The 17,739-nt window shown below is 71.0% G+C and carries 16 protein-coding genes; 3 read left to right on the top strand and 13 right to left on the bottom strand.

Features of this window, described 5'->3' with window-relative positions; translation table 11 throughout:
- Positions 1-171 precede the first annotated feature (171 nt).
- Positions 172-1,845, top strand: a complete 1,674-nt coding sequence (gene treS / locus VFR64_13850) for a maltose alpha-D-glucosyltransferase (GenBank protein ID HET9490824.1) — start codon at positions 172-174, stop codon at positions 1,843-1,845.
- The gene (locus VFR64_13845; protein HET9490823.1) at positions 1,820-3,190 is read left to right on the top strand and encodes a hypothetical protein; all 1,371 of its coding nucleotides are present in this window, start codon (positions 1,820-1,822) and stop codon (positions 3,188-3,190) included. Before treS ends, VFR64_13845 begins: the two co-directional genes overlap by 26 nt.
- On the opposite strand, the gene VFR64_13840 is transcribed toward VFR64_13845, so the two are convergent.
- Genes VFR64_13840 through VFR64_13830 form a run of 3 tightly spaced genes read right to left on the bottom strand, consistent with a single transcriptional unit; the run spans position 3,159 to position 6,285 of the window.
- Positions 3,159-3,659 carry a hypothetical protein gene (locus VFR64_13840; GenBank protein ID HET9490822.1) on the bottom strand — a complete coding sequence of 167 codons (501 nt, stop codon included), beginning with the start codon at positions 3,657-3,659 and terminating at the stop codon, positions 3,159-3,161. The two genes, VFR64_13845 and VFR64_13840, sit on opposite strands and share 32 nt — an antisense overlap.
- A 5-nt stretch (positions 3,660-3,664) precedes the next feature.
- Positions 3,665-5,263 carry a gamma-glutamyltransferase gene (gene ggt / locus VFR64_13835; protein ID HET9490821.1) on the bottom strand — a complete coding sequence of 533 codons (1,599 nt, stop codon included), beginning with the start codon at positions 5,261-5,263 and terminating at the stop codon, positions 3,665-3,667.
- Positions 5,264-5,265: 2 nt separating this feature from the next.
- A complete protein-coding gene (locus VFR64_13830) occupies positions 5,266-6,285 on the bottom strand; it encodes an AIR synthase family protein (protein HET9490820.1) in 1,020 nt (339 codons plus the stop codon).
- Between the two features lie 27 nt (positions 6,286-6,312).
- Between VFR64_13830 and ftcD the strand changes: the two genes are divergently transcribed.
- Positions 6,313-7,227 carry a glutamate formimidoyltransferase gene (gene ftcD, locus VFR64_13825; GenBank protein ID HET9490819.1) on the top strand — a complete coding sequence of 305 codons (915 nt, stop codon included), beginning with the start codon at positions 6,313-6,315 and terminating at the stop codon, positions 7,225-7,227.
- Positions 7,228-7,240: 13 nt separating this feature from the next.
- On the opposite strand, the gene VFR64_13820 is transcribed toward ftcD, so the two are convergent.
- From VFR64_13820 to mreD, 10 genes are all read right to left on the bottom strand, one after another.
- Positions 7,241-8,134: a DUF2889 domain-containing protein gene (locus VFR64_13820; GenBank protein ID HET9490818.1), complete on the bottom strand. Its 894-nt coding sequence runs from the start codon at positions 8,132-8,134 to the stop codon at positions 7,241-7,243.
- Positions 8,131-8,280 (bottom strand): YHS domain-containing protein, encoded by a 150-nt coding sequence (locus tag VFR64_13815; GenBank protein ID HET9490817.1) that lies wholly within the window; start codon positions 8,278-8,280, stop codon positions 8,131-8,133. Before VFR64_13815 ends, VFR64_13820 begins: the two co-directional genes overlap by 4 nt.
- Positions 8,253-10,580, bottom strand: a complete 2,328-nt coding sequence (locus VFR64_13810) for a heavy metal translocating P-type ATPase (GenBank protein HET9490816.1) — start codon at positions 10,578-10,580, stop codon at positions 8,253-8,255. The genes VFR64_13815 and VFR64_13810 overlap by 28 nt, the downstream gene beginning before the upstream one ends.
- Positions 10,580-10,861, bottom strand: coding sequence for a metal-sensitive transcriptional regulator (locus VFR64_13805; GenBank protein ID HET9490815.1), 282 nt, complete (start codon positions 10,859-10,861; stop codon positions 10,580-10,582). The genes VFR64_13810 and VFR64_13805 overlap by 1 nt, the downstream gene beginning before the upstream one ends.
- 76 nt (positions 10,862-10,937) lie before the next feature.
- On the bottom strand, positions 10,938-11,369 hold the full coding sequence (locus VFR64_13800; GenBank protein HET9490814.1) for a hypothetical protein: 432 nt from the start codon (positions 11,367-11,369) through the stop codon (positions 10,938-10,940).
- A 1-nt stretch (position 11,370) separates the two neighbouring features.
- Complete coding sequence (locus tag VFR64_13795; protein ID HET9490813.1) at positions 11,371-12,423, bottom strand: methionine synthase; 1,053 nt, start codon at positions 12,421-12,423, stop codon at positions 11,371-11,373.
- A gap of 288 nt (positions 12,424-12,711) precedes the next feature.
- On the bottom strand, positions 12,712-14,247 hold the full coding sequence (locus VFR64_13790) for an Rne/Rng family ribonuclease (protein HET9490812.1): 1,536 nt from the start codon (positions 14,245-14,247) through the stop codon (positions 12,712-12,714).
- 55 nt (positions 14,248-14,302) lie between these two features.
- Complete coding sequence (gene rodA / locus VFR64_13785; GenBank protein HET9490811.1) at positions 14,303-15,430, bottom strand: rod shape-determining protein RodA; 1,128 nt, start codon at positions 15,428-15,430, stop codon at positions 14,303-14,305.
- Entirely contained in the window at positions 15,427-17,256 is a 1,830-nt protein-coding gene (gene mrdA, locus VFR64_13780) for a penicillin-binding protein 2 (protein ID HET9490810.1), read from the bottom strand. The genes rodA and mrdA overlap by 4 nt, the downstream gene beginning before the upstream one ends.
- A complete protein-coding gene (gene mreD, locus VFR64_13775) occupies positions 17,253-17,738 on the bottom strand; it encodes a rod shape-determining protein MreD (GenBank protein HET9490809.1) in 486 nt (161 codons plus the stop codon). Before mreD ends, mrdA begins: the two co-directional genes overlap by 4 nt.
- Between the last annotated feature and the right edge of the window lies 1 nt (position 17,739).

The following is a 17,739-nucleotide window of genomic DNA, read 5'->3' as shown; positions in this document are numbered from 1 at the left end:
ACGCCCCAGGCTCACGTGCGTCGTCCCTCCGACGAGAGGTCGTGGCGGCAACGGCGAGAGTGGGTGTCGAAGGCTCATAGGTGGCGCTGACAGCTTAGCGTCCGGGCATCCATCTGGCAACGTTCCGCTGCGGGCCGCGCCGGCGCGAGCGGTAGAATCCTTCGTGAGGCCATGAGCCGGGACTGGTACAAAGACGCCGTCTTCTACGAGGTGCACGTCAAGGCGTTCCGGGACGCCAATGGCGACGGCATCGGCGACTTCGCCGGACTCACCGAGAGCCTCGACTACGTCAAGGAGCTCGGTGTGGATTGCCTGTGGATCCTGCCGATGTATCCCTCGCCGTTGCGCGACGACGGCTACGACATCGCCGACTTCTACGGCATCCATCCCGCCTACGGCAGCCTGGAGGACTTCCAAAAGTTCCTCGACGCCGCTCACGAGCGCGGCCTGCGCGTGATCGCCGACCTGGTGATGAACCACACGTCGGACCAGCACCCGTGGTTCCAGGCCTCCCGCTCGGAGCCCGGCGGCCCCTACGGCGACTACTACGTCTGGAGCCCGACGGATCGGCGCTACGGCGCGGCCCGCATCATCTTCGTGGACACCGAGAAGTCGAACTGGACTCGGGACCCGGTGCGGAAGGCGTTCTACTGGCATCGCTTCTTCAGCCACCAGCCCGACCTCAATTACGACAACCCGGCCGTGCGCCGCAGCATGCTGGACATCATGCGGTTCTGGCTGGACCGGGGGCTGGACGGCTTTCGCTGCGACGCCGTGCCCTACCTGATCGAGCGCGAGGGCACGAACTGCGAGAACCTGCCCGAGACCCACGAGATCCTCAAGGAGTTCCGGCGGGTCATCGACCGCGAGTACGGCGGCGACCGGGTGTTGCTCGCCGAAGCCAACCAGTGGCCGGAGGACGTGCGGCCCTACTTCGGCGAGGGCGACGAGTTCCACATGGCCTTCCACTTCCCGCTCATGCCCCGGCTCTACATGGCCATTCGCCGGGAGGAGCGCCTGCCCATCCTGGACATCTTCACCCACACCCCGGCCATCCCGCCCAGCTGCCAGTGGTGCCTGTTCCTCCGGAACCACGACGAGCTGACGCTGGAGATGGTGACCAACGAAGAGCGGGACTACATGTACTACGCCTACGCCCGGGATTCCCAGGCCAAGCTGAACCTGGGCATCCGCCGGCGCCTGGCGCCCCTGATGGACAACGACCGGCGGCGAATCGAGCTCCTGACCTGTCTGCTCTTCACGCTGCCCGGCAGTCCCATCCTCTATTACGGCGACGAGATCGGGATGGGCGACAACATCTACCTGGGCGACCGCAACGGCGTACGCACGCCCATGCAGTGGTCGGGCGACCGCAATGCCGGCTTCTCCACCGCGGACGAGAGCCAGCTGTTCCTGCCCGTCATCGCCGATCCCGTCTACGGCTACCAGGCCGTGAACGTGGCGGCCCAGCAGCGAACGCCCTCGTCGCTGCTCAACACGATGAAGCGGCTCATCGCAGCCCGCAAGCGCTGCCGGGCGTTCGGGCGGGGGTCGATCGAGTTCCTCCGGCCCCTGAACCAGAACATCCTGGCCTTTCTGCGCGAGCACGAGGACGAGACGATCCTGGTCGTGGCCAATCTGTCGGAGCGCTCGCAGCCGGTGGCCCTCGACCTGGCCCGCCATCGCGGTGCGGTCCCCCTGGAGCTCCTCGGCGACACGCGATTCCCCCCCATCGGCGAGGCCCCGTACTTCCTGGCCCTGGGCCCGCACGGCTTCTACTGGTTCCGCCTGGAACGCCGGGAGCCACGTCCGCTGCGCTATGGCATCGAAGACACCGCCATCTGATGTCCTGGCCGCCTGGCTGCCCCGCCAGCGCTGGTTCGCCGCCAAGACGCGCCGCCTCACCACGATCGGCGTGGCCGACACGATCGCGCTCGGCGGCGGCGTGCTGGTGATCGTCGACGTCGGCCTGGACGACGGCACCCGGGATCGCTACGCCGTGCCGGTCGGGGAGGCCGCCGGCGCGGCTGCCGTCGCCGACGGCCTCGACGACGCGGTCTTCTGCCGCTCCCTGCTCGACCTCATCGCCCGCCGCGGGGTGGTGAGCGGCCAGCACGGCGAGCTGCGCGGCGTCCCCACTGCGGCGTTCCCGGCGGAGCTGCCGCCGCTGCCGGCGCGCCGCATCGGGGGCGAGCAGAGCAACACGTCGGTGGCCTTCGGCGACCGGCTCATCATGAAGCACTTCCGCCGGCTGGCCGACGGCCCGAACCCCGAAGAGGAGATGACGCGCTTTCTCACCGAGCGCGCCCACTTCGCCCACACGCCGCGCCTGGCCGGACACCTGGAGTACCGGCGGGCCGGCGCCCGCGCCACGCTGGCCGTGGTGCAGGAGCTGGTGACGGGCGCCCGCGACGGCTGGGAGTGGATGCTCGCCGGCCTGGCCGCGTTCTATGAGGCTGCGCGCCGGGCGTCAGGGGTGGACCCGGCGCGGCTCCGCGCGCTGGCCGGGCCTACGCTGGACGCGCTGGAGCGGCTCGGCACGGTGACGGGCGCGCTGCACCGCGCGCTGGCCTCGGACGCCACCGATCCCGCTTTTGCTCCCGAGCGCATCACCGCCGCCGATGTGGCGGCGTGGGCTAGCGACGTCGCTCGCCAGCTCGCCGCGGCGGCCGACGCCCTGGGCTCTCGCTCGCCGGTGCCCGACGCCGATCTGGAGAGCGGTCTGCGAGGTCTCGAGGGGATCGACAAGATTCGGCACCACGGCGATCTGCACCTGGGGCAGACGCTGTACCGGGAGGCCACCGGCGAGTTCGTGATCATCGACTTCGAGGGCGAGCCGTTGCGGCCGCTGGCCGAGCGACGGCGTAAGCACACCCCGCTGCGTGACGTAGCCGGTCTCCTGCGCTCGATCGACTACGCGGCGATGGCGAATCGGCCTGCCGGGCTCGAGGACTGGGCGGCGGCGTGGCAGGCCGAGGGCGCCCGCATCGTCACTACGGCCTACCGCCGCGCCGTCGCCGGGGCGCCGTTCGTGCCGGCGGCCCACGATGACTTCACGCGGACTCTGGCCGTGCTGGAGCTGGAGAAGGCCGCCTACGAGGTGCTGTACGAGGCCAACCACCGGCCGGCCTGGGTGGCCATTCCGAAGGCGGGGCTGCTCAGGGCTGTCGCGCGCCTGGGCCGGCCGTAGCCGGCTGGGGCTGCACGAAGACCATCGACTGCACCTGCCAGCCCTTCTTGTCGAAGTAGATGACCAGGCCCGTCTCGTAGAAGAACCACAGGGGCTCTTCGCCGACCGGCGAGCTACGATCGGGCTCGCCCCAGCCGGCCAGCACGGTGGGTCGCGTGAAAATATCCGGTTTGGGCTCCAGACGAAACGTGCGGACTACCTGGGGCCGGTAGCTGCCGCCGACGAGCAGCCCGAAGTCCACCACCAGGCGCTGGATGCCGCTGGGGGTCCGGGGACTCTCGTAGCTCCACTGCATGGTGTCGTAGCCGTCCACCTTGCCGGCCTTCGAGCTGGACGGCGGACCGTAACGCCCCCGCACGGTGTCCATCGTGCTTTCGGCCGGCTTGATGCCGCCCCATTCGGCGGCCTCGGCGCGGCCGCCGGCCACCGTCAGCGCGATCAGCAGGACGAGCCAGGAGGTTCCGCGCATGGGCCCTAGAATCCCAGCGCCATGCCGTCGCCGCGGGGGTCGGCGCCGCCCCAGAGTGTGCCGTCGCGGAGGGCGATCGCCTGGGCGTGGCCGACCTTGTAGAAGAGCGATGGCGCCGGCTTGACGTGATGACCCTTGCGGGCCAGCCCGGCCAGCACACGGGCCCCGACCCGGTTCTCCACGTGAATGGTGTCGCTCGGCTCACCTGGCAGAAACGCGCCGATCAGGAAGCGCGGGCGCTCGATGGCTTCCTGCACGTCCAGGCCGTAGTCGAGGACGTTGGTGAGGACCTGGATGTGGAACATGGCCTGGCCATTGCCGCCCATGGTGGCGAAGCCCAGCACCGGACGGTCGCCCTGCGTGACGATCGACGCGATGAGGGTGTGGAAGGGACGCTTGCCCGGGCCGAAGGCGCTGGGGTGGGCCGGGTCGACACGGAAGTGCCGGCCGCGATTGTGCAGCGTCACCCCTGTTCCGGGCACGACGACGCCGGAGCCGAAGGCGTTGAACAGGCTCTGGATCACGGCCACCAGGTTTCCCCGGCCGTCGGCAACCACGAATCCGGTGGTGTCGCCCTCCGGCTCTCCGGGCGCGTAGGCGCTGGCCTTTCTCGGGTCGAGCTCCCGCCGACGCCGCGCCGCGTACGGCTTGTCGAGGAGTGAGGCCACGGGCACCCGAGCGTGCTCGGGATCGCCGATCCAGCGGTCGCGGTCGGCGTACGCGAGCTTCACGGCCTCGATGAGCAGGTGCAGGTGCTCGACGGTGTGCAGGCGCCGGCGAGCCAGCGGGACGCCCTCGAGCAGGTTGAAGGCGAGCAGGGCCGCCAGACCCTGGGTGGGGGGCGGGGTCTGGTGGATGGTGTACTCGCGATAGCGGGTGGCGATCGGCTCCCCCCACTCGCCGCGATGGCGCGCCAGGTCGTCGGGGGTCAGGAAGCCCTCCGCCTCCAGGCGGCCGGCGATGGCCCGACCGACCTGGCCCGTGTAGAAGAGGTCGGGGCCGTCGACGGCGAGCGCCTTCAGCGTGCGGGCGAGATCGGGCTGAACGAACAGCTCGCCCGCCGCGGGCGGGCCACCGGCCGGCCGGAACACGCGGTGCCACTCGGGATCCTCGTTGTCCGGCGCCAGCTCGGCGATCGCCTGGCTCACGATGGAGCTCGCGGCGAAGCCCAGCTCGGCGTAGTGGATGGCCGGGGCAAGCAGCTCGGGCAGCGGCCGCGTGCCGAAGCGCTCGAGAAGCATGCCCCAGCCACGCACGCAGCCGGGCACGCTGACCGTCGCCGGCCCCAGGACGGGAAGCTGCTCCAGTCCCCGCCGGCGGAGCTCCTCCAGCCCGGCGCGGGAGCCGGAGCGGCCGGCGCCGTTGAGGAAGTGGATGCGCCGGCTCGCCGCGTCGTAGTACAGGCAGAAGAGGTCGCCGCCGACGCCGCAGCTGTTGGGCTGGGTGACGGCGAGCACGGCGTTCGTGGCGACCGCCGCGTCGGCGGCGGTGCCGCCCGCCCGAAGAACATCGACGCCCGCCAGCGTCGCCAACGGATGGGCCGAAGCCACCATTCCCTCGCGCCCGAGCGCGACTGGCCGAAACGAGTACCCGAGTTGAGGCATACCTAGCCTCCTGAGAACAGCCTGGTGATCTCGTCCTGGGGGAAGACGGGCAACGGCCGTTCCCGACCCCCCTCCACGAGGACGACCCCGCGTTCGCGGGCGACCACCTGGCCGATGTAGTGCGCGTCGATCCGCTCCCGGGCCAGGGCGTGGATCACGATCGCCGCGTCGGCCGGGCTCAAGGTCATCACCAGCGCGCCGGATGCGATGGTCCCGAGCGGGTCGAGACCGAACATCCGACACAGTCGATCGCCCTCGGGCAGCACGACGATGCGCTCGCGGTCGATCCGCAGCCCGACGCCGGCCGCGTCGGCCAGTTCGACGAGCGCCGTGGCCAGGCCGCCCTCCGTCGGATCGTGCATGGCGTGTACCTGGGCGAGCTCACAGGCGAGCTGGGCCTCGGGCAGCACGCTGAGCCCCGGCCGGCGGACGAACGCCTTGGCCCGCGTCACCACGGCGGCCGGGACCCCGGCGGCGAGCGCCTCGGCTTCGCGCTCGCGCGCGATGATGGCGGCCCCTTCCAGCGGGATGCCCTTGGTCATCACCACCGCGTCGCCCACGCGCGCGCCGGACGTGGTGACCAGCCGATCCTTGTCCACCTCGCCGAGCATGGTGCCGGCGATGATGGGGCGGTCCAGGCCGTGGGTGATCTCGGTGTGACCTCCGACCAGCGTCACCTCCAGCTCGGCGCACGCCTCCGCCAGCCCGTCGAAGAGCGCGGCCACCGAGTCGTCGCTGGTGCGCCCCTCGGGGAGCAGCAGTGTGGCCAGGAACCATCGGGGACGCGCGCCGCGGACGGCCACGTCGTTGGCGTTCACCTGGAGCGCGTACCAGGCCAGGTCCGCGGCTGCGAAGGTGATGGGATCGCTGGTGGCCACGAGATAGCGGTCGCCGAGGTCGATCACCGCCGCGTCCTCGCCGACCCGGGGGCCCACCACCACGCGGGGATCCTTGATCGGGTGGCGGTCGAACACCGCCTGCAGCAGCTGGGCCCGGAGCTTGCCGACGGGCAGGACGCTCATCGTCGTGACCCGTAGTATACCCGTGCCGTGCGCCAGCCCGTGATCGAGTGCGTGCCCAACGTGAGCGAAGGACGCGACCCCGCCCGCCTGGCCCGCTTCGCCGCCGCCATCCGGGACGTCGATGGTGTCCGGCTCATGAACATCCATGCGGACCCCGATCACCACCGCTCGGTCTACTCGTTCCTCGGACGCGCGGAGGCCGTGGCGGCCGCCGCGCTGGCCCTGGCCGACGCGGTGATGGAGACGATCGACCTGCGGCACCATCGCGGCGAGCATCCCCGTCTGGGAGCCCTGGACGTCGTGCCGTTCGTGCCGCTGGTCGACGCCACGATGGACGAGGCCGTGGCCCTGGCCCGCCGGGTCGGGCGCGCCATCGCGGAGCGCCACCATGTGCCCGTCTTCTATTACGGGCACGCCGCCACCCGGGCGGCCCGGCGGCGCCTGCCCGACGTGCGCGGCCGCGGCTACGAGGCGCTGGCCGAACGCCTACGCGCCGGCGACGAGCCCGACGCCGGACCGGCCCGCTTCGATCCCGGCCCCGGCGCGGTGATCGTGGGCGCCCGGGACATCCTGATCGCCTTCAACGTCTGGCTCGACGGCGACGACGTCGCCGCGGCGCGGGCCATCGCCGCGTCGGTGCGCGAGTCGGGTGGCGGACTGCCTGCCGTGCAGGCGCTCGGGGTGCGGCTGATCACCCGTGGGGTGGCTCAGGTGTCGATGAACTTGCTCGATCACCGGGTGACGCCGATCCCGGTGGCCTTCGACCGAGTCCGCGCCGAAGCGGCCCGGCGCGGCATCGGGCTCCTCCGAGCCGAGCTGGTGGGCGTCGCCCCCCGGGCCGCCTTCGCCGGACGCACGCCGGCCAGCGTGGGGTTGCCCGATTTCTCGCCCGAGCTCTTCCTGGACACGCACCTGCCGGAGCGGGGACCCGCCGGCGCTTGAGCAGCCAGCCCGCTCAGGCTGCCAGGAGCTTGAGCAAGTCGGCCGTGAGGTCGTAGAGCTGGCTGCAGCCCGACGGGCCGCCCACGAGCGTGCCGAGGCGCTTGCGCAGCCCCTCGTCCACGCGCTCGCCCACCAGCGCGCGCAGCCGCGCCTGGGGCTCCGTGCAGACGCCCGCGTACGGCAGCCGGGAAGTGATGTGCTCGGCCTGGACGATCGTGCCGGAGGCGGCATCGACCTCGCACGTCAGCTCGAAGCCGTGCACGTTGTCGTGCATGGAGTGGAAAAGCCGGAGACGGCCCTCGAGGCGCGCCAGGCTCGCCAACTTCCGCCTCACGAATACGCGCCGCTGGCCGGGCCGGGGGCTGTAGAGGTCGGGCTCGGCCGTCGCGGTGACCGTGCGGGTTCCGAAGACCGCGCGGCCGGCCTGGCTGTAGGTGAAGCAGGACTCGGGCAGGTCGACCCACCCGGCCATGTCGAGCTGCCAGCACTCCCAGGCGCCGGTCCCCGCCCGCTCCGCCTGCGCGCGAGGCAATCTGGTCGTCTGACGGGCCAGCCGCGCGACCTCGATGGCCGCGTCCACCGCCAGAGGCGCGCCGGCGCCGCCGCCCGTGGCCTCAGCGACTCGGCGCGTGAACCCGGCCACCATCCTGACTCCGGCCAGGGACGCCATGCCCAGAACGACGTCGGGGCCGACATCCCCGGCCAGAACCCGACACGAGGCATTCCGGATCTCGTAGGCCGGCGAGGGCAGGGCGAGGACCTCGAGCTCCACGGCGCGGTCGTCGTCGGCGATCCTGACCGTGTGGGTCAGGGCCTCGGCCTCGAGGTTGTCGGTCCACGCCTCCACCCGGCGCTGGTACGTGTCACGTCCGGCCAGGAGACGCGGCTGCAGCTGGGTTGCGCTCACTGCTGACCGGTGTAGCGTTCGGGCTCCCGATCGAACTTCTGCTTGCAGCCCACCGCACAGAAGTAGTAGATCTGCCCCTTGTAGGCCGACTGCGCGGCGGCCTTGGCGGGCTCGACGGTCATCTTGCAGACGGGATCGACGGCCATACCTTCTCCTCCACGTCGACTCCGGCCCGCGGCGCCCAGCGCCGGAGCCGGAGGCTGTTGGCGACGACGGACACGGACGACAACGCCATCGCCGCTCCGGCCAGGATCGGCGAGAGCAACCCCCCGCCCAGCGGGTAGAGGACTCCGGCCGCCAGGGGGATGAGGACGACGTTGTAGCCGAACGCCCACACCAGGTTTTCCTTGACGATGCGGATCGTGCGGCGGGACAGCTCGATCGCGGCCACCACGTGAGCGAGCTTGCCCCGCATCACCGTCACGTCCGCCGCTTCGATGGCGACGTCGGTCCCGGTCCCCATGGCGATGCCCACGTCGGCCACCGCCAGCGCGGGAGCGTCGTTGACGCCGTCGCCCACCATGGCGACGAGGTATCCCTGCTCCTGCAGCCGCCGGATCTCGCGGGACTTGTCCTCCGGTAGCACCTCGGCCAGGACGCGCTCGATGCCGGCCTTCCGGGCGATCGCCGCACCGGTCTGCCGGTTGTCGCCGGTCAACATGATGACGGTCACGCCCAGGGCCTTCAGTCGCCGCACCGTCGCCGCGGCATCGGACTTCAGCACGTCGGCGGCGGCGAGTCGGGCGACCAGGCGTCCGGCGTACGCGAGAAAGATGACCGTCTTGCCCTCGGCCTGCAGCGCCCGGGCCTGCTCGTCGTCCGGGCTCGCCTCGCCCCGCGCCGGGCCGCTGGCTTCCGGCGCCACGATCCCGCGGCTCTCCATGAGCAGGCGGTTGCCGAGCAAGATGCGCCCCTCGGTGGTGAGAGCGTCCACACCCTGACCGGCCAGGCTGGTGAACTCGGTCACCGGCGGCAACGCCACGCCTCGTTCCTTGGCCCGCCGCACGATGGCCTCCCCGAGGGGATGCTCGGAGGCCTGCTCGGCGGCCGCGGCCAGTCCCAGCACATCGTCGATGGCGACGTCGCCGTTGCCCGTGACCGGGATCACGTCGGTGATCTCGGGGCGCCCGATGGTCAGCGTGCCCGTCTTGTCGAAGACGACGACATCGACCTTGTGCAGGAGCTCCAGGGCTGCCGCGCTCTTGATGAGCAGGCCGTGCTCGGCCCCCTTGCCGGTGGCCACCATGATCGCCGTCGGGGTGGCCAGCCCCATCGCGCAAGGACAGGCGATCACGAGCACGGACACCGCGGTCGTCAGGGCCAGGACCAGGGCGGGCTCCGGGCCGACGAGCAGCCACCCGGCGAACGTGAGCCCCGCCACGCCGAGCACGATCGGCACGAAGACCGCGGCGACGCGGTCGGCCAGACGCTGGATCGGCGCCCGCGACCCTTGCGCATCCTCTACCAGGCGGATGATCCGGGCGAGCGTCGTCTCGCTGCCCACGGCGGTAGCCCGGAAGACGAAGCTCCCGGCGCGGTTCACGGTGCCGGCCACGACCCGGGACTGCGGCGCCTTCTCCACGGGCAGGCTCTCACCGGTCAGCATGGACTCGTCCACCGCCGAGGCGCCCTCGACCACGACCCCGTCGACGGGGATCCGCTCGCCGGGACGGATCCGAATCAGGTCCCCGACGACGACAGCGTCCGTCGGCACGTCGAGCTCCTGGCTCTCTCGCACCAGGCGAGCCGTGCGGGGCGCCAGGCTCACCAGCCGGCGGATCGCTTCCGACGTCCGCCCGCGGGCGCGGGCCTCCAGCCACCGGCCCAGCACGACGAGGGTGATCACGACGGCGCTCGTCTCGTAGTAGGTCATGGCGCCCAGGCCCATGAAGGCGTGGGGCCAGACGGTGACGGCGAGGCTGAAGAGGTAGGCCGCGTTGGTCCCCAGCGAGACCAGGGTCGACATGCTGGCGGAGCGGTAGCGAAGGTCTCGCAGGAGCCCTCGGTGGAAGGGGGCGCCCACCCAGAACTGCACCGGGGTGGCGAGCGCCAGCAGCACCCAGGGATCGCGAAGCCAGCCCGGCCCCCACGGGAACAGCTCGGTCATGCTGCCGACGATCACGGGCGCGGAGAGCACCGCCCCCACGATGAAACGACGGCGCAGCGCCGCCTGCTCACGCTCCCGCTCGGCTTGCTCCCGGTCCAGGGCCACCGGGCCGGCTTCGGTCGGCTCCAGGAGCTCGTAGCCGGCGGACGCCACCGCAGCCTGCAGCGCGGCCAGGTCGACGGCGCCCGGATCGAAGGCGACGGTGGCGCGCTCGGTGGCCAGATTCACCGAGGCCTCGCCGACGCCGGGCACCGCGCGCAGCGCCCCCTCGACCTTGCCCACGCAGGCCGCGCAATGCATGCCGCGCACCGGCAGGGTGGCGCGCTCCAGCGTCGGCATCACCGGCCTCCGAACCGCGCGAACACCTCGATCAGCTCGTCGATCTTCCGCTGCCGATCCCCGCGGGATCCCGCGCGGACGGCCTCGGAGACACAGGACTCGATGTGGCGGCCCAGCAGCAGCTTCCGCACCTGCTCCAGGGCCCCCTGCACCGCGGAGATCTGCAGGAGAATGTCCACGCAGGACTCGCTGTTGCCGATCATGCGCTGCAGCCCCTGGACCTGCCCCTCGATGCGGCGGAGCCGGCCCAGCGCCTTGGCCTTCGTCGTCTCGTCGATCATTGGCCCCCCCGGACCCAATACCCGGCACGGGTATTCTGCTCCGGGCCGCCGCGCCTGTCAAAGAACGCGCGCCCAGCTACAGCTCGAAGAGGAGCGGCTGTTCGGCCCCGCCAGCCGGGCGGCTCCGCCGCGCCGCGGTCGGGCGCTTCGAGCGCGGGCTTCGCCCGCGCGAGCGTTGTCGCGCGTCACGCGAACGGGGAGGTTTGGAGGGAGCGGCCGCTGCCCCCTCCAACTTCATGGACGGGGGGCGAAGCCCCCCTCCGAGCTGCTTCCAGCCCTTCTGGTGCGCGATCCGGTCGCCCTGCTTGATGACGAGGAGGTCGACCACGCGCGCCAGCGGATTGCGCAGCAGGAGCAGATACTTCTCCCAGTACCGAGGCGAAAACGCCAGCGTGCGCATCTGGTCGAGGGCCACGGCCAGGGCGGTCCGGTCGCCGCGGCGGGCGGCGACCCGCAGCTCCTTCAGGATCCGCCCGCTGCTCAGCCGGGAGGGACGCGGGCGCGTCACCTCAGGGCTTGCCCGACAGCTCCCGCCGCAGCAGGCGAGCCGCCTCCACCAGCGAGCGCAGCTTGGACACCGCGACCCAGCGCGGCGTTTCCCACAGCCCGCAGTCGGGGACGAGCCACAGCCGCTCGGGCGGCACGTGCTTGAGGGCCACTCGGACGCGGGCCGCCACCTCTTCCGGCGATTCCACGCGGAAGGCCTTGACGTCGATCACCCCGGCCGCCACTTCCTTATCGGTGCCGTGCACGCTCCACAGCTCGATCTCCGCCATCTCCCGGCTGGCGTACTCGAAGACGAACTGCTGGACCGGCGCCTCGAGGATGTGGGGGAACAGCGGAGCGTAGCGCCGGGGGGTCGCGAAGGCGTGGTTGTGGGCGTTGCCGAAGCATACGTGCAGGGCCAGCTTGATTCCGATTCCGTCCACCGCGGCGGCCAGCGCTTGCAGCATCGGTCCGGGTCCGGCCTTGACGATGCGGTGCTTGCCTGCGGTCATGACGTAGTTCGGCTCGTCCACCTGGACGAAGTCGCAGCCGGCCGCGACCAGGCCGCGGATCTCCCGGTTGACGATCGCGGACAGGTCGGCCACCAGGCTCTCCTCGGTGGTGTAGGGCGCGGCTCGCCGCAGCGGCATCAGCAGCGTCATGGGGCCGGGCACGGCCACGCGGAGCCGGCGATCGGTGTGGGCCCGGGCGAACCGGAACTCGTCCACGATACCGAGACCGTCGGGGGCCTCCACGCGGCCCACGACCTGGTAGGGGCAGTGCGAGTCGTAGTTCAGCGGGCCGAGCCGGCGAGGGACCGGAAGGGGCTCGAGCCCGGTGAGGCGCTCGTAGAAGCCGCGGATGAAGGTGACGCGGCGCATCTCGCCGTCGGAGATGACGTCGATTCCCGCCTCGAGCTGATCCCGCATGGCGACCCGGACCGCGTCGTCATAGGCCTCCCGCAGATCCACCGGCCCCAACCGCCCGGCCTCCTGGGCCTCGCGCACGAGGAACACCCAGGAAGGCAACGCATGGGAGCCACAAACACTGGTGGGCAGCACCGGCAACTCCTGCATCGCCCGGATGCTACCACGCCATCCAGACGCGGTGTCACCGCCGCGCCGTGTTCGCGGGCCGGCACGGGCTGCCGTGGATGAGACCCCCACCGACCCGGTCTCGCCGCCGGCCGGTGTGACCGCAGCCGGCGGGTGGGGTGAGACCCCCGCCGACCCGTTTCCCTCTTACTGTGACCGGGCGTAGCCTATCGATGGAATCGCGCGACCCGGTGAGCGCCGCCGCGCTCGTGGTCGCCGGGCGTCTCACCCTATCCGCCGGCCGCGCGCACTGCCGACCGCGGCCGCGAGCTACCGCGTCTGGATCTGATACTCCTCGCGGTGCAACCCCGTCGCCGCCTGGACGCCGACCTTGAGGTCGAGCGCGGCCGAGAGTCGGGCCAACCCGTCCCGCCCGTCGCCCTCGAAATAGGCGGCCATGTCGGGGTGGACCCGGACCACGATCTCGCGGCCGGTGGACTCGGCCGCCTTGGCCTGCACCGCCCGGAAGATCTCGGCGGCCAGCGTGGCGTCCGACCGGATGACCGCGCTGCCCCGGCACGTCGGGCACGGCATGGTGAGCAGCGACCGGAGGTCCTGACGCACCCGCTTACGGGTCATCTCGACGAGGCCGAGCGCGGAGATCTCCAGCACGTTGGTCCGAGCCTTGTCCTCGGCCAGCGCCCGCTTCAGCGCTCGGTACACCTGCTCGCGGTGCTCGGGCACCTCCATGTCGATGAAGTCGATGATGATGATGCCGCCCAGGTCGCGCAACCGGATCTGCCGCACGATCTCGGCCACCGACTCGAGGTTGATCTTCAACACGGTCTGCTCGAAATCGCGCTTGCCCACGTACTTGCCGGTATTGACGTCGATGGACACCAGCGCCTCGGTGTGGTCGATGACGATGTAGCCGCCGGACTTGAGCCAGACCCGCCGGCGCAGCGCCCGCTCGATGTCCTTCTCCACCCCGTGCGCCTCGAACAGCGGCGTGCGCCCCTCGTGCAGGATGACGCGCCCGGCCAGCCCGGGGACCAGCGAGCGCACGTAGTCCAGGCACTTCGCGTAGACCTCCCGGCTGTCGACGATGAACTCGTCGACCTCGGGGGACAGCAGATCACGCACGACGCGAAAGGTCAGGTCCATCTCCTCGTGCAGGGCCGCCGGGGCCGTGGCCTGCTGGGCGCGGCTCTGGATCTGCGACCACAGACGGGCCAGGAACTCGACATCGGCGGCGAGCTCGGCTTCCCCCTTGCCCTCGGCATTGGTGCGCACGATGAATCCACCCGGCGGAGGATTCAGGCTCCGCACGATGGCCCGCAGCCGGTCCCGCTCCTGGTCGTCACGGATCCGGCGGGACACCCCGATGTGATGGGCCAGCGGCATGTAGACCAGGTAGCGTCCGGGCAACGAGATGAAGGAGGTGATGCGCGCGCCCTTGCTCCCCAGCGACTCCTTGGAGACCTGGACCAGCACCTCCTGGCCCTTGCGTAGGCTCTCCTCGATGGGGGTGCGGGGGGCCCGGCGGGAGGCTTCGTCGGCCACGTCGCCGTCGGCCACCTCGGCCTCGGCGGTGTCGGTCTCCTCCTCCAGCTCCAGGTCGCGACCGTCCTCGACCCCCGGCGCCGCGTAGTCGCCGGCGTAGAGGAAGGCGTCCTTGGTGAGACCGATATCGACGAACGCGGCCTGCATGCCGGGCAGGACGTTCGTTACGACACCCTTATAAACGCTCCCGACGATCGAGCGGCGGGCGTGGCGCTCCAGATAGATCTCGGTGAGGAGATTGCCTTCCTGCACGGCCACGCGCGTTTCGGTGATCCCGGCATTGACGAGAATCCGTTTGCCCACGGCAGCACCTCGCCGGCACGCCGGCCTCCCGCGGAGCAGGAGAGCTCGTCATGCCTCATTGGAACTGCCGCATCCGGACCGAGAGCAACAGGCCAAGGGTCGTCATGGAAACGAGCATGGAAGATCCCCCGTAGCTCATGAACGGCAAGGGGATGCCGACGACGGGCAGCAGGCCCGTCACCATCCCCACGTTGATGAGCATCTGGATCCCCAGCAGCGACGTGGCGCCCAGGGCCACGAGCCTTCCCACCGGTTCTCGCGCGGCGGCGGCGATCTCGAAGCCGCGCAGCAGGAGCAATCCGTAGCAGGCCAGCAGCACCAGACAACCGACGAACCCCCACATCTCGGCGAATACGGCGAAAATGAAGTCCGTGTGGCGCTCCGGCAAGAAGGCCAGCCGGCTCTGTGTGGCGCCGGCGATTCCCTTGCCCAGGAGCTGACCCGACCCGATGGCAATCTTGGCCTGGATCACGTTGTACGCGCTCCCCAGCGGATCACGGAACGGATCCAGGTACACCATGATTCGTTCCCGCTGATAGTCCCGTAGCGCGAACCAGGCCACCGGCAGGGTCGCCAGGCAGGCCAGCACGAACCCGCCCAGGAGCCGGAGCCGCGTCCCCGCGGCGATCAAGAGGGCCATCAGCAGGGGATAGAGCATGAGCGCCGTGCCCAGGTCCGGCTGCCGGACGATGATGAGGAACGGCACGGCGACGATCGGCGCCGCCGCCACCAGGACGGCCGGACTCACCGGCTGCGCCCAGCGCGACGTGAGAAACCACACCAGCGTGATGAGAAAGCAGATCTTGAAGAACTCCGAGGGCTGCACGGAAAACGTGCCGAGCGAGATCCACCGGCGCGCCCCCGAGACGGTACGGCCCACCACCAGAACGGTGACGAGCCCCCCGATGCCCGCGACGTAGAGCAGGGGCGCCATGCGCACCAGCCTGCGATAGTCGATGCTGGCCACGACGAGCATCGCCATGGTCCCGATCCCGATCCAGAGCAGCTGGCGGAAGGCGACCCCGCCGCTCGTCCGCCCGATGTTGAGGCTGGTGAGCGTGGTCGCGCTCATGGCCAGGAGCCCGGCGGCAGCGGCGAGCAGGAGCCAGTCGACGTTCTGGAGCAGGCGGCGATCGATCCCCACCGTGACCGAATAGGCGCTCCCGAAGCCGGGGTTGCTCACCCCGCGAGCTCCAGCGCGGCCACCTTCTCGAAGAAGATGGCGTTGAGGATCTTGCGGGCGATCGGCGCCGCCACCTGGCTCCCCCGGCCGCCGCGCTCGACGAGCACCACGACCACGACCTCGGGGTTGCCCGCCGGCGCGAACGCGGCGAACCACGCGTGGTCCTGGCCCCGGTCCGACCGGGAGTGGGCCATCATCTGTGAAGTGCCCGTCTTGCCGGCGATCTCCAGGCCGGGGATGCGCGCGGGCACGCCGGTGCCGTCCTGGACGACCGCCAGCAGGCTCTGGCGGAGGAAGGCCCAGATCAGCGGCGACAACTCCACGTGCCCCATCACCTGGCCGTTGTCCGCCCAGAGGACACCCCGGTCGGGCCGCTCGATACGCTGCACCAGGCGCGGCTTCCACAGGACGCCGCCGTTGGCCACCGCCGCCATGAACCTGGCCACCTGCAGCGGAGTGACCGCCAGCTGGCCCTGCCCGATGGAGATGTTGACGACGTCGCCCGGCTGCCAGATCTCCCGGCCGCGCCTGGTCTTGGGCTTGGGCAGCACACCGAACCGCTCGCCGCCCAGATCCACGCCGGTGGACTGGCCCAGGCCGAAGGCCCGCGCATACTTCACGATGGTGGGCCCTCCGATCTTGAGGCCCGCCTCGTAGAAGAAGATGTTGCAGGATTCGGCCAGGGCCCGCTTGAGGTTGACGAAGCCGTGCCCGCCCTGCTTCCAGTCCCGGAAGGTGCCCCGGCCCAGCTGGAACACGCCGTTGCAGTACCCGCGGTCCACCGGGGTAAGCACGCGCTCCTGCAGCCCGGCCGCCGCCACCACGATCTTGAAGATGGACCCGGGCGCGTACTGGCTCTGCAGCACCCGATTCAGCAGCGGGTGCTCGGGATCCTTGACGACCCGCAGCCAGGCCGCCCGATCGATGGTGCCGGTGAAACGGTCGATCTCGAACGCCGGCGTGGACACCATCGCCAGCACGTCCCCGGTGCGCGGGTCCATCACGACCACCGCGCCGGCCCGATCTTCCATCGCCGTCTCGGCGGCCTCCTGGATCCGGCGGTCGATGGTCGTGACGACCTGGGCTCCCGGCACCGGGTCGGTCTGCTGGATGAGGCGAACCGGGCGCCCCATGACATCGACCTCGATGCGCTCGCCCCCGTCGCGGCCTCGCAGATGCTCGTCCAGGAGCCGCTCCAGGCCGCTCTGACCGACCATGTCACCGCGACGGTAGCGACCTTGACGGAGCTGCTCGTCGTTGGCTTCGCGCACGTACCCCAGCAGGTGGGCGGCGAAGCGGCTGGACATGTAGGCTCGCTGGGGCTCGACCTCGACGATGACGCCGGGCAGCTCCAGCTTCCACTCCTCGACCTTGGCCATGTCCTCCAGCGTGAGGCCGCGGCGCACACGCACGGGCAGGAAGGAATCGGCCGGCACCCGCGCGACCGATTCGGCGAGCTCGGCGAAGGGGATGCGTAGCAGGGCCCCGACCCGGCCCAGGACGGCGTCCCGCTCCTGGTGGTCCCGGGGCAGTTCGTGAGGAATGAGCGACAGTGTGAACGCCGGTCGATTGTCGACGAGGGGAACTCCGTGCCGGTCGTACAGGATGCCCCGCGGGGCGGCGATCGGCCGGACACGGATCCGGTTCTTGTCGGAGGCATCCAGAAAGCGACCGCCCTCCAATACCTGTAAATACCAGAGCTGACCGATGATCACGCAGAAGGCGATCAGCGTCACCGAGGCCAGGGCCACCACCCGTCGCTTGCCGACGTCCGCGCCATCGGCCAGCGTCCCGCCGCGCGAGTAGGGGCCGGGTCGACGTCTCACGCGTCACCTCGCCTGGCCTCGGCCCAGGCCAGGCCGAAGACGAAGACGGCGCCCAGGAAGCCGTTGTACAGCGCCTGCGGCAACACCACGTAGGTCATGAGCTGCCCGAACGGGGCCGGAAAGTGGAAGAGCTTGAGGAGCAAGAACCTGGCGAGGCCCTCGGCGACGCTGAGCAGAACCAGACCCGGCACCTGGACCAGGGGCTGGGTCACCCACAACCGCCCCCCGAGGGCGCCGATGGCGAAGCCCACCAGGGCCTTCGTGCAGGCCTGCACGCCGAGCAGACCGCCGCCCACGGCGTCCTGGAGCAGCCCGGCCGCGAATCCGCCCAGGCAGCCGAACTCGGGGCCACGCCGCAGGGCCAGCAGCACGACCACGATCAGCGGAATGTCGGGGATGACATCCCCCACCTGCAGGGCCGGCGCGATCGTCGCCTGCGCGACGCCGCCACCGAAGATCGACAAGGCCAGCCACCCGCGCACG

This window comes from Candidatus Methylomirabilota bacterium, from assembly GCA_035709005.1.
In the GTDB taxonomy this organism is placed as follows: domain Bacteria; phylum Methylomirabilota; class Methylomirabilia; order Rokubacteriales; family CSP1-6; genus 40CM-4-69-5.
The sequence above is the reverse complement of the archived record's forward strand: the minus strand, read 5'-3'. Positions and strand labels throughout refer to the sequence as shown.

Bases quoted from the DNA above. Each gene is read 5' to 3' on its own strand.
- treS (HET9490824.1), top strand. From the start codon at position 172: ATGAGCCGGGACTGGTACAAAGACGCCGTCTTCTACGAGGTGCACGTC.
- VFR64_13845 (HET9490823.1), top strand. From the start codon at position 1,820: ATGGCATCGAAGACACCGCCATCTGATGTCCTGGCCGCCTGGCTGCCC.
- VFR64_13840 (HET9490822.1), bottom strand. From the start codon at position 3,659: ATGCGCGGAACCTCCTGGCTCGTCCTGCTGATCGCGCTGACGGTGGCC.
- ggt (HET9490821.1), bottom strand. From the start codon at position 5,263: ATGCCTCAACTCGGGTACTCGTTTCGGCCAGTCGCGCTCGGGCGCGAG.
- VFR64_13830 (HET9490820.1), bottom strand. From the start codon at position 6,285: ATGAGCGTCCTGCCCGTCGGCAAGCTCCGGGCCCAGCTGCTGCAGGCG.
- VFR64_13815 (HET9490817.1), bottom strand. From the start codon at position 8,280: ATGGCCGTCGATCCCGTCTGCAAGATGACCGTCGAGCCCGCCAAGGCC.
- VFR64_13810 (HET9490816.1), bottom strand. From the start codon at position 10,580: ATGCCGACGCTGGAGCGCGCCACCCTGCCGGTGCGCGGCATGCATTGC.
- VFR64_13805 (HET9490815.1), bottom strand. From the start codon at position 10,861: ATGATCGACGAGACGACGAAGGCCAAGGCGCTGGGCCGGCTCCGCCGC.
- VFR64_13795 (HET9490813.1), bottom strand. From the start codon at position 12,423: ATGCAGGAGTTGCCGGTGCTGCCCACCAGTGTTTGTGGCTCCCATGCG.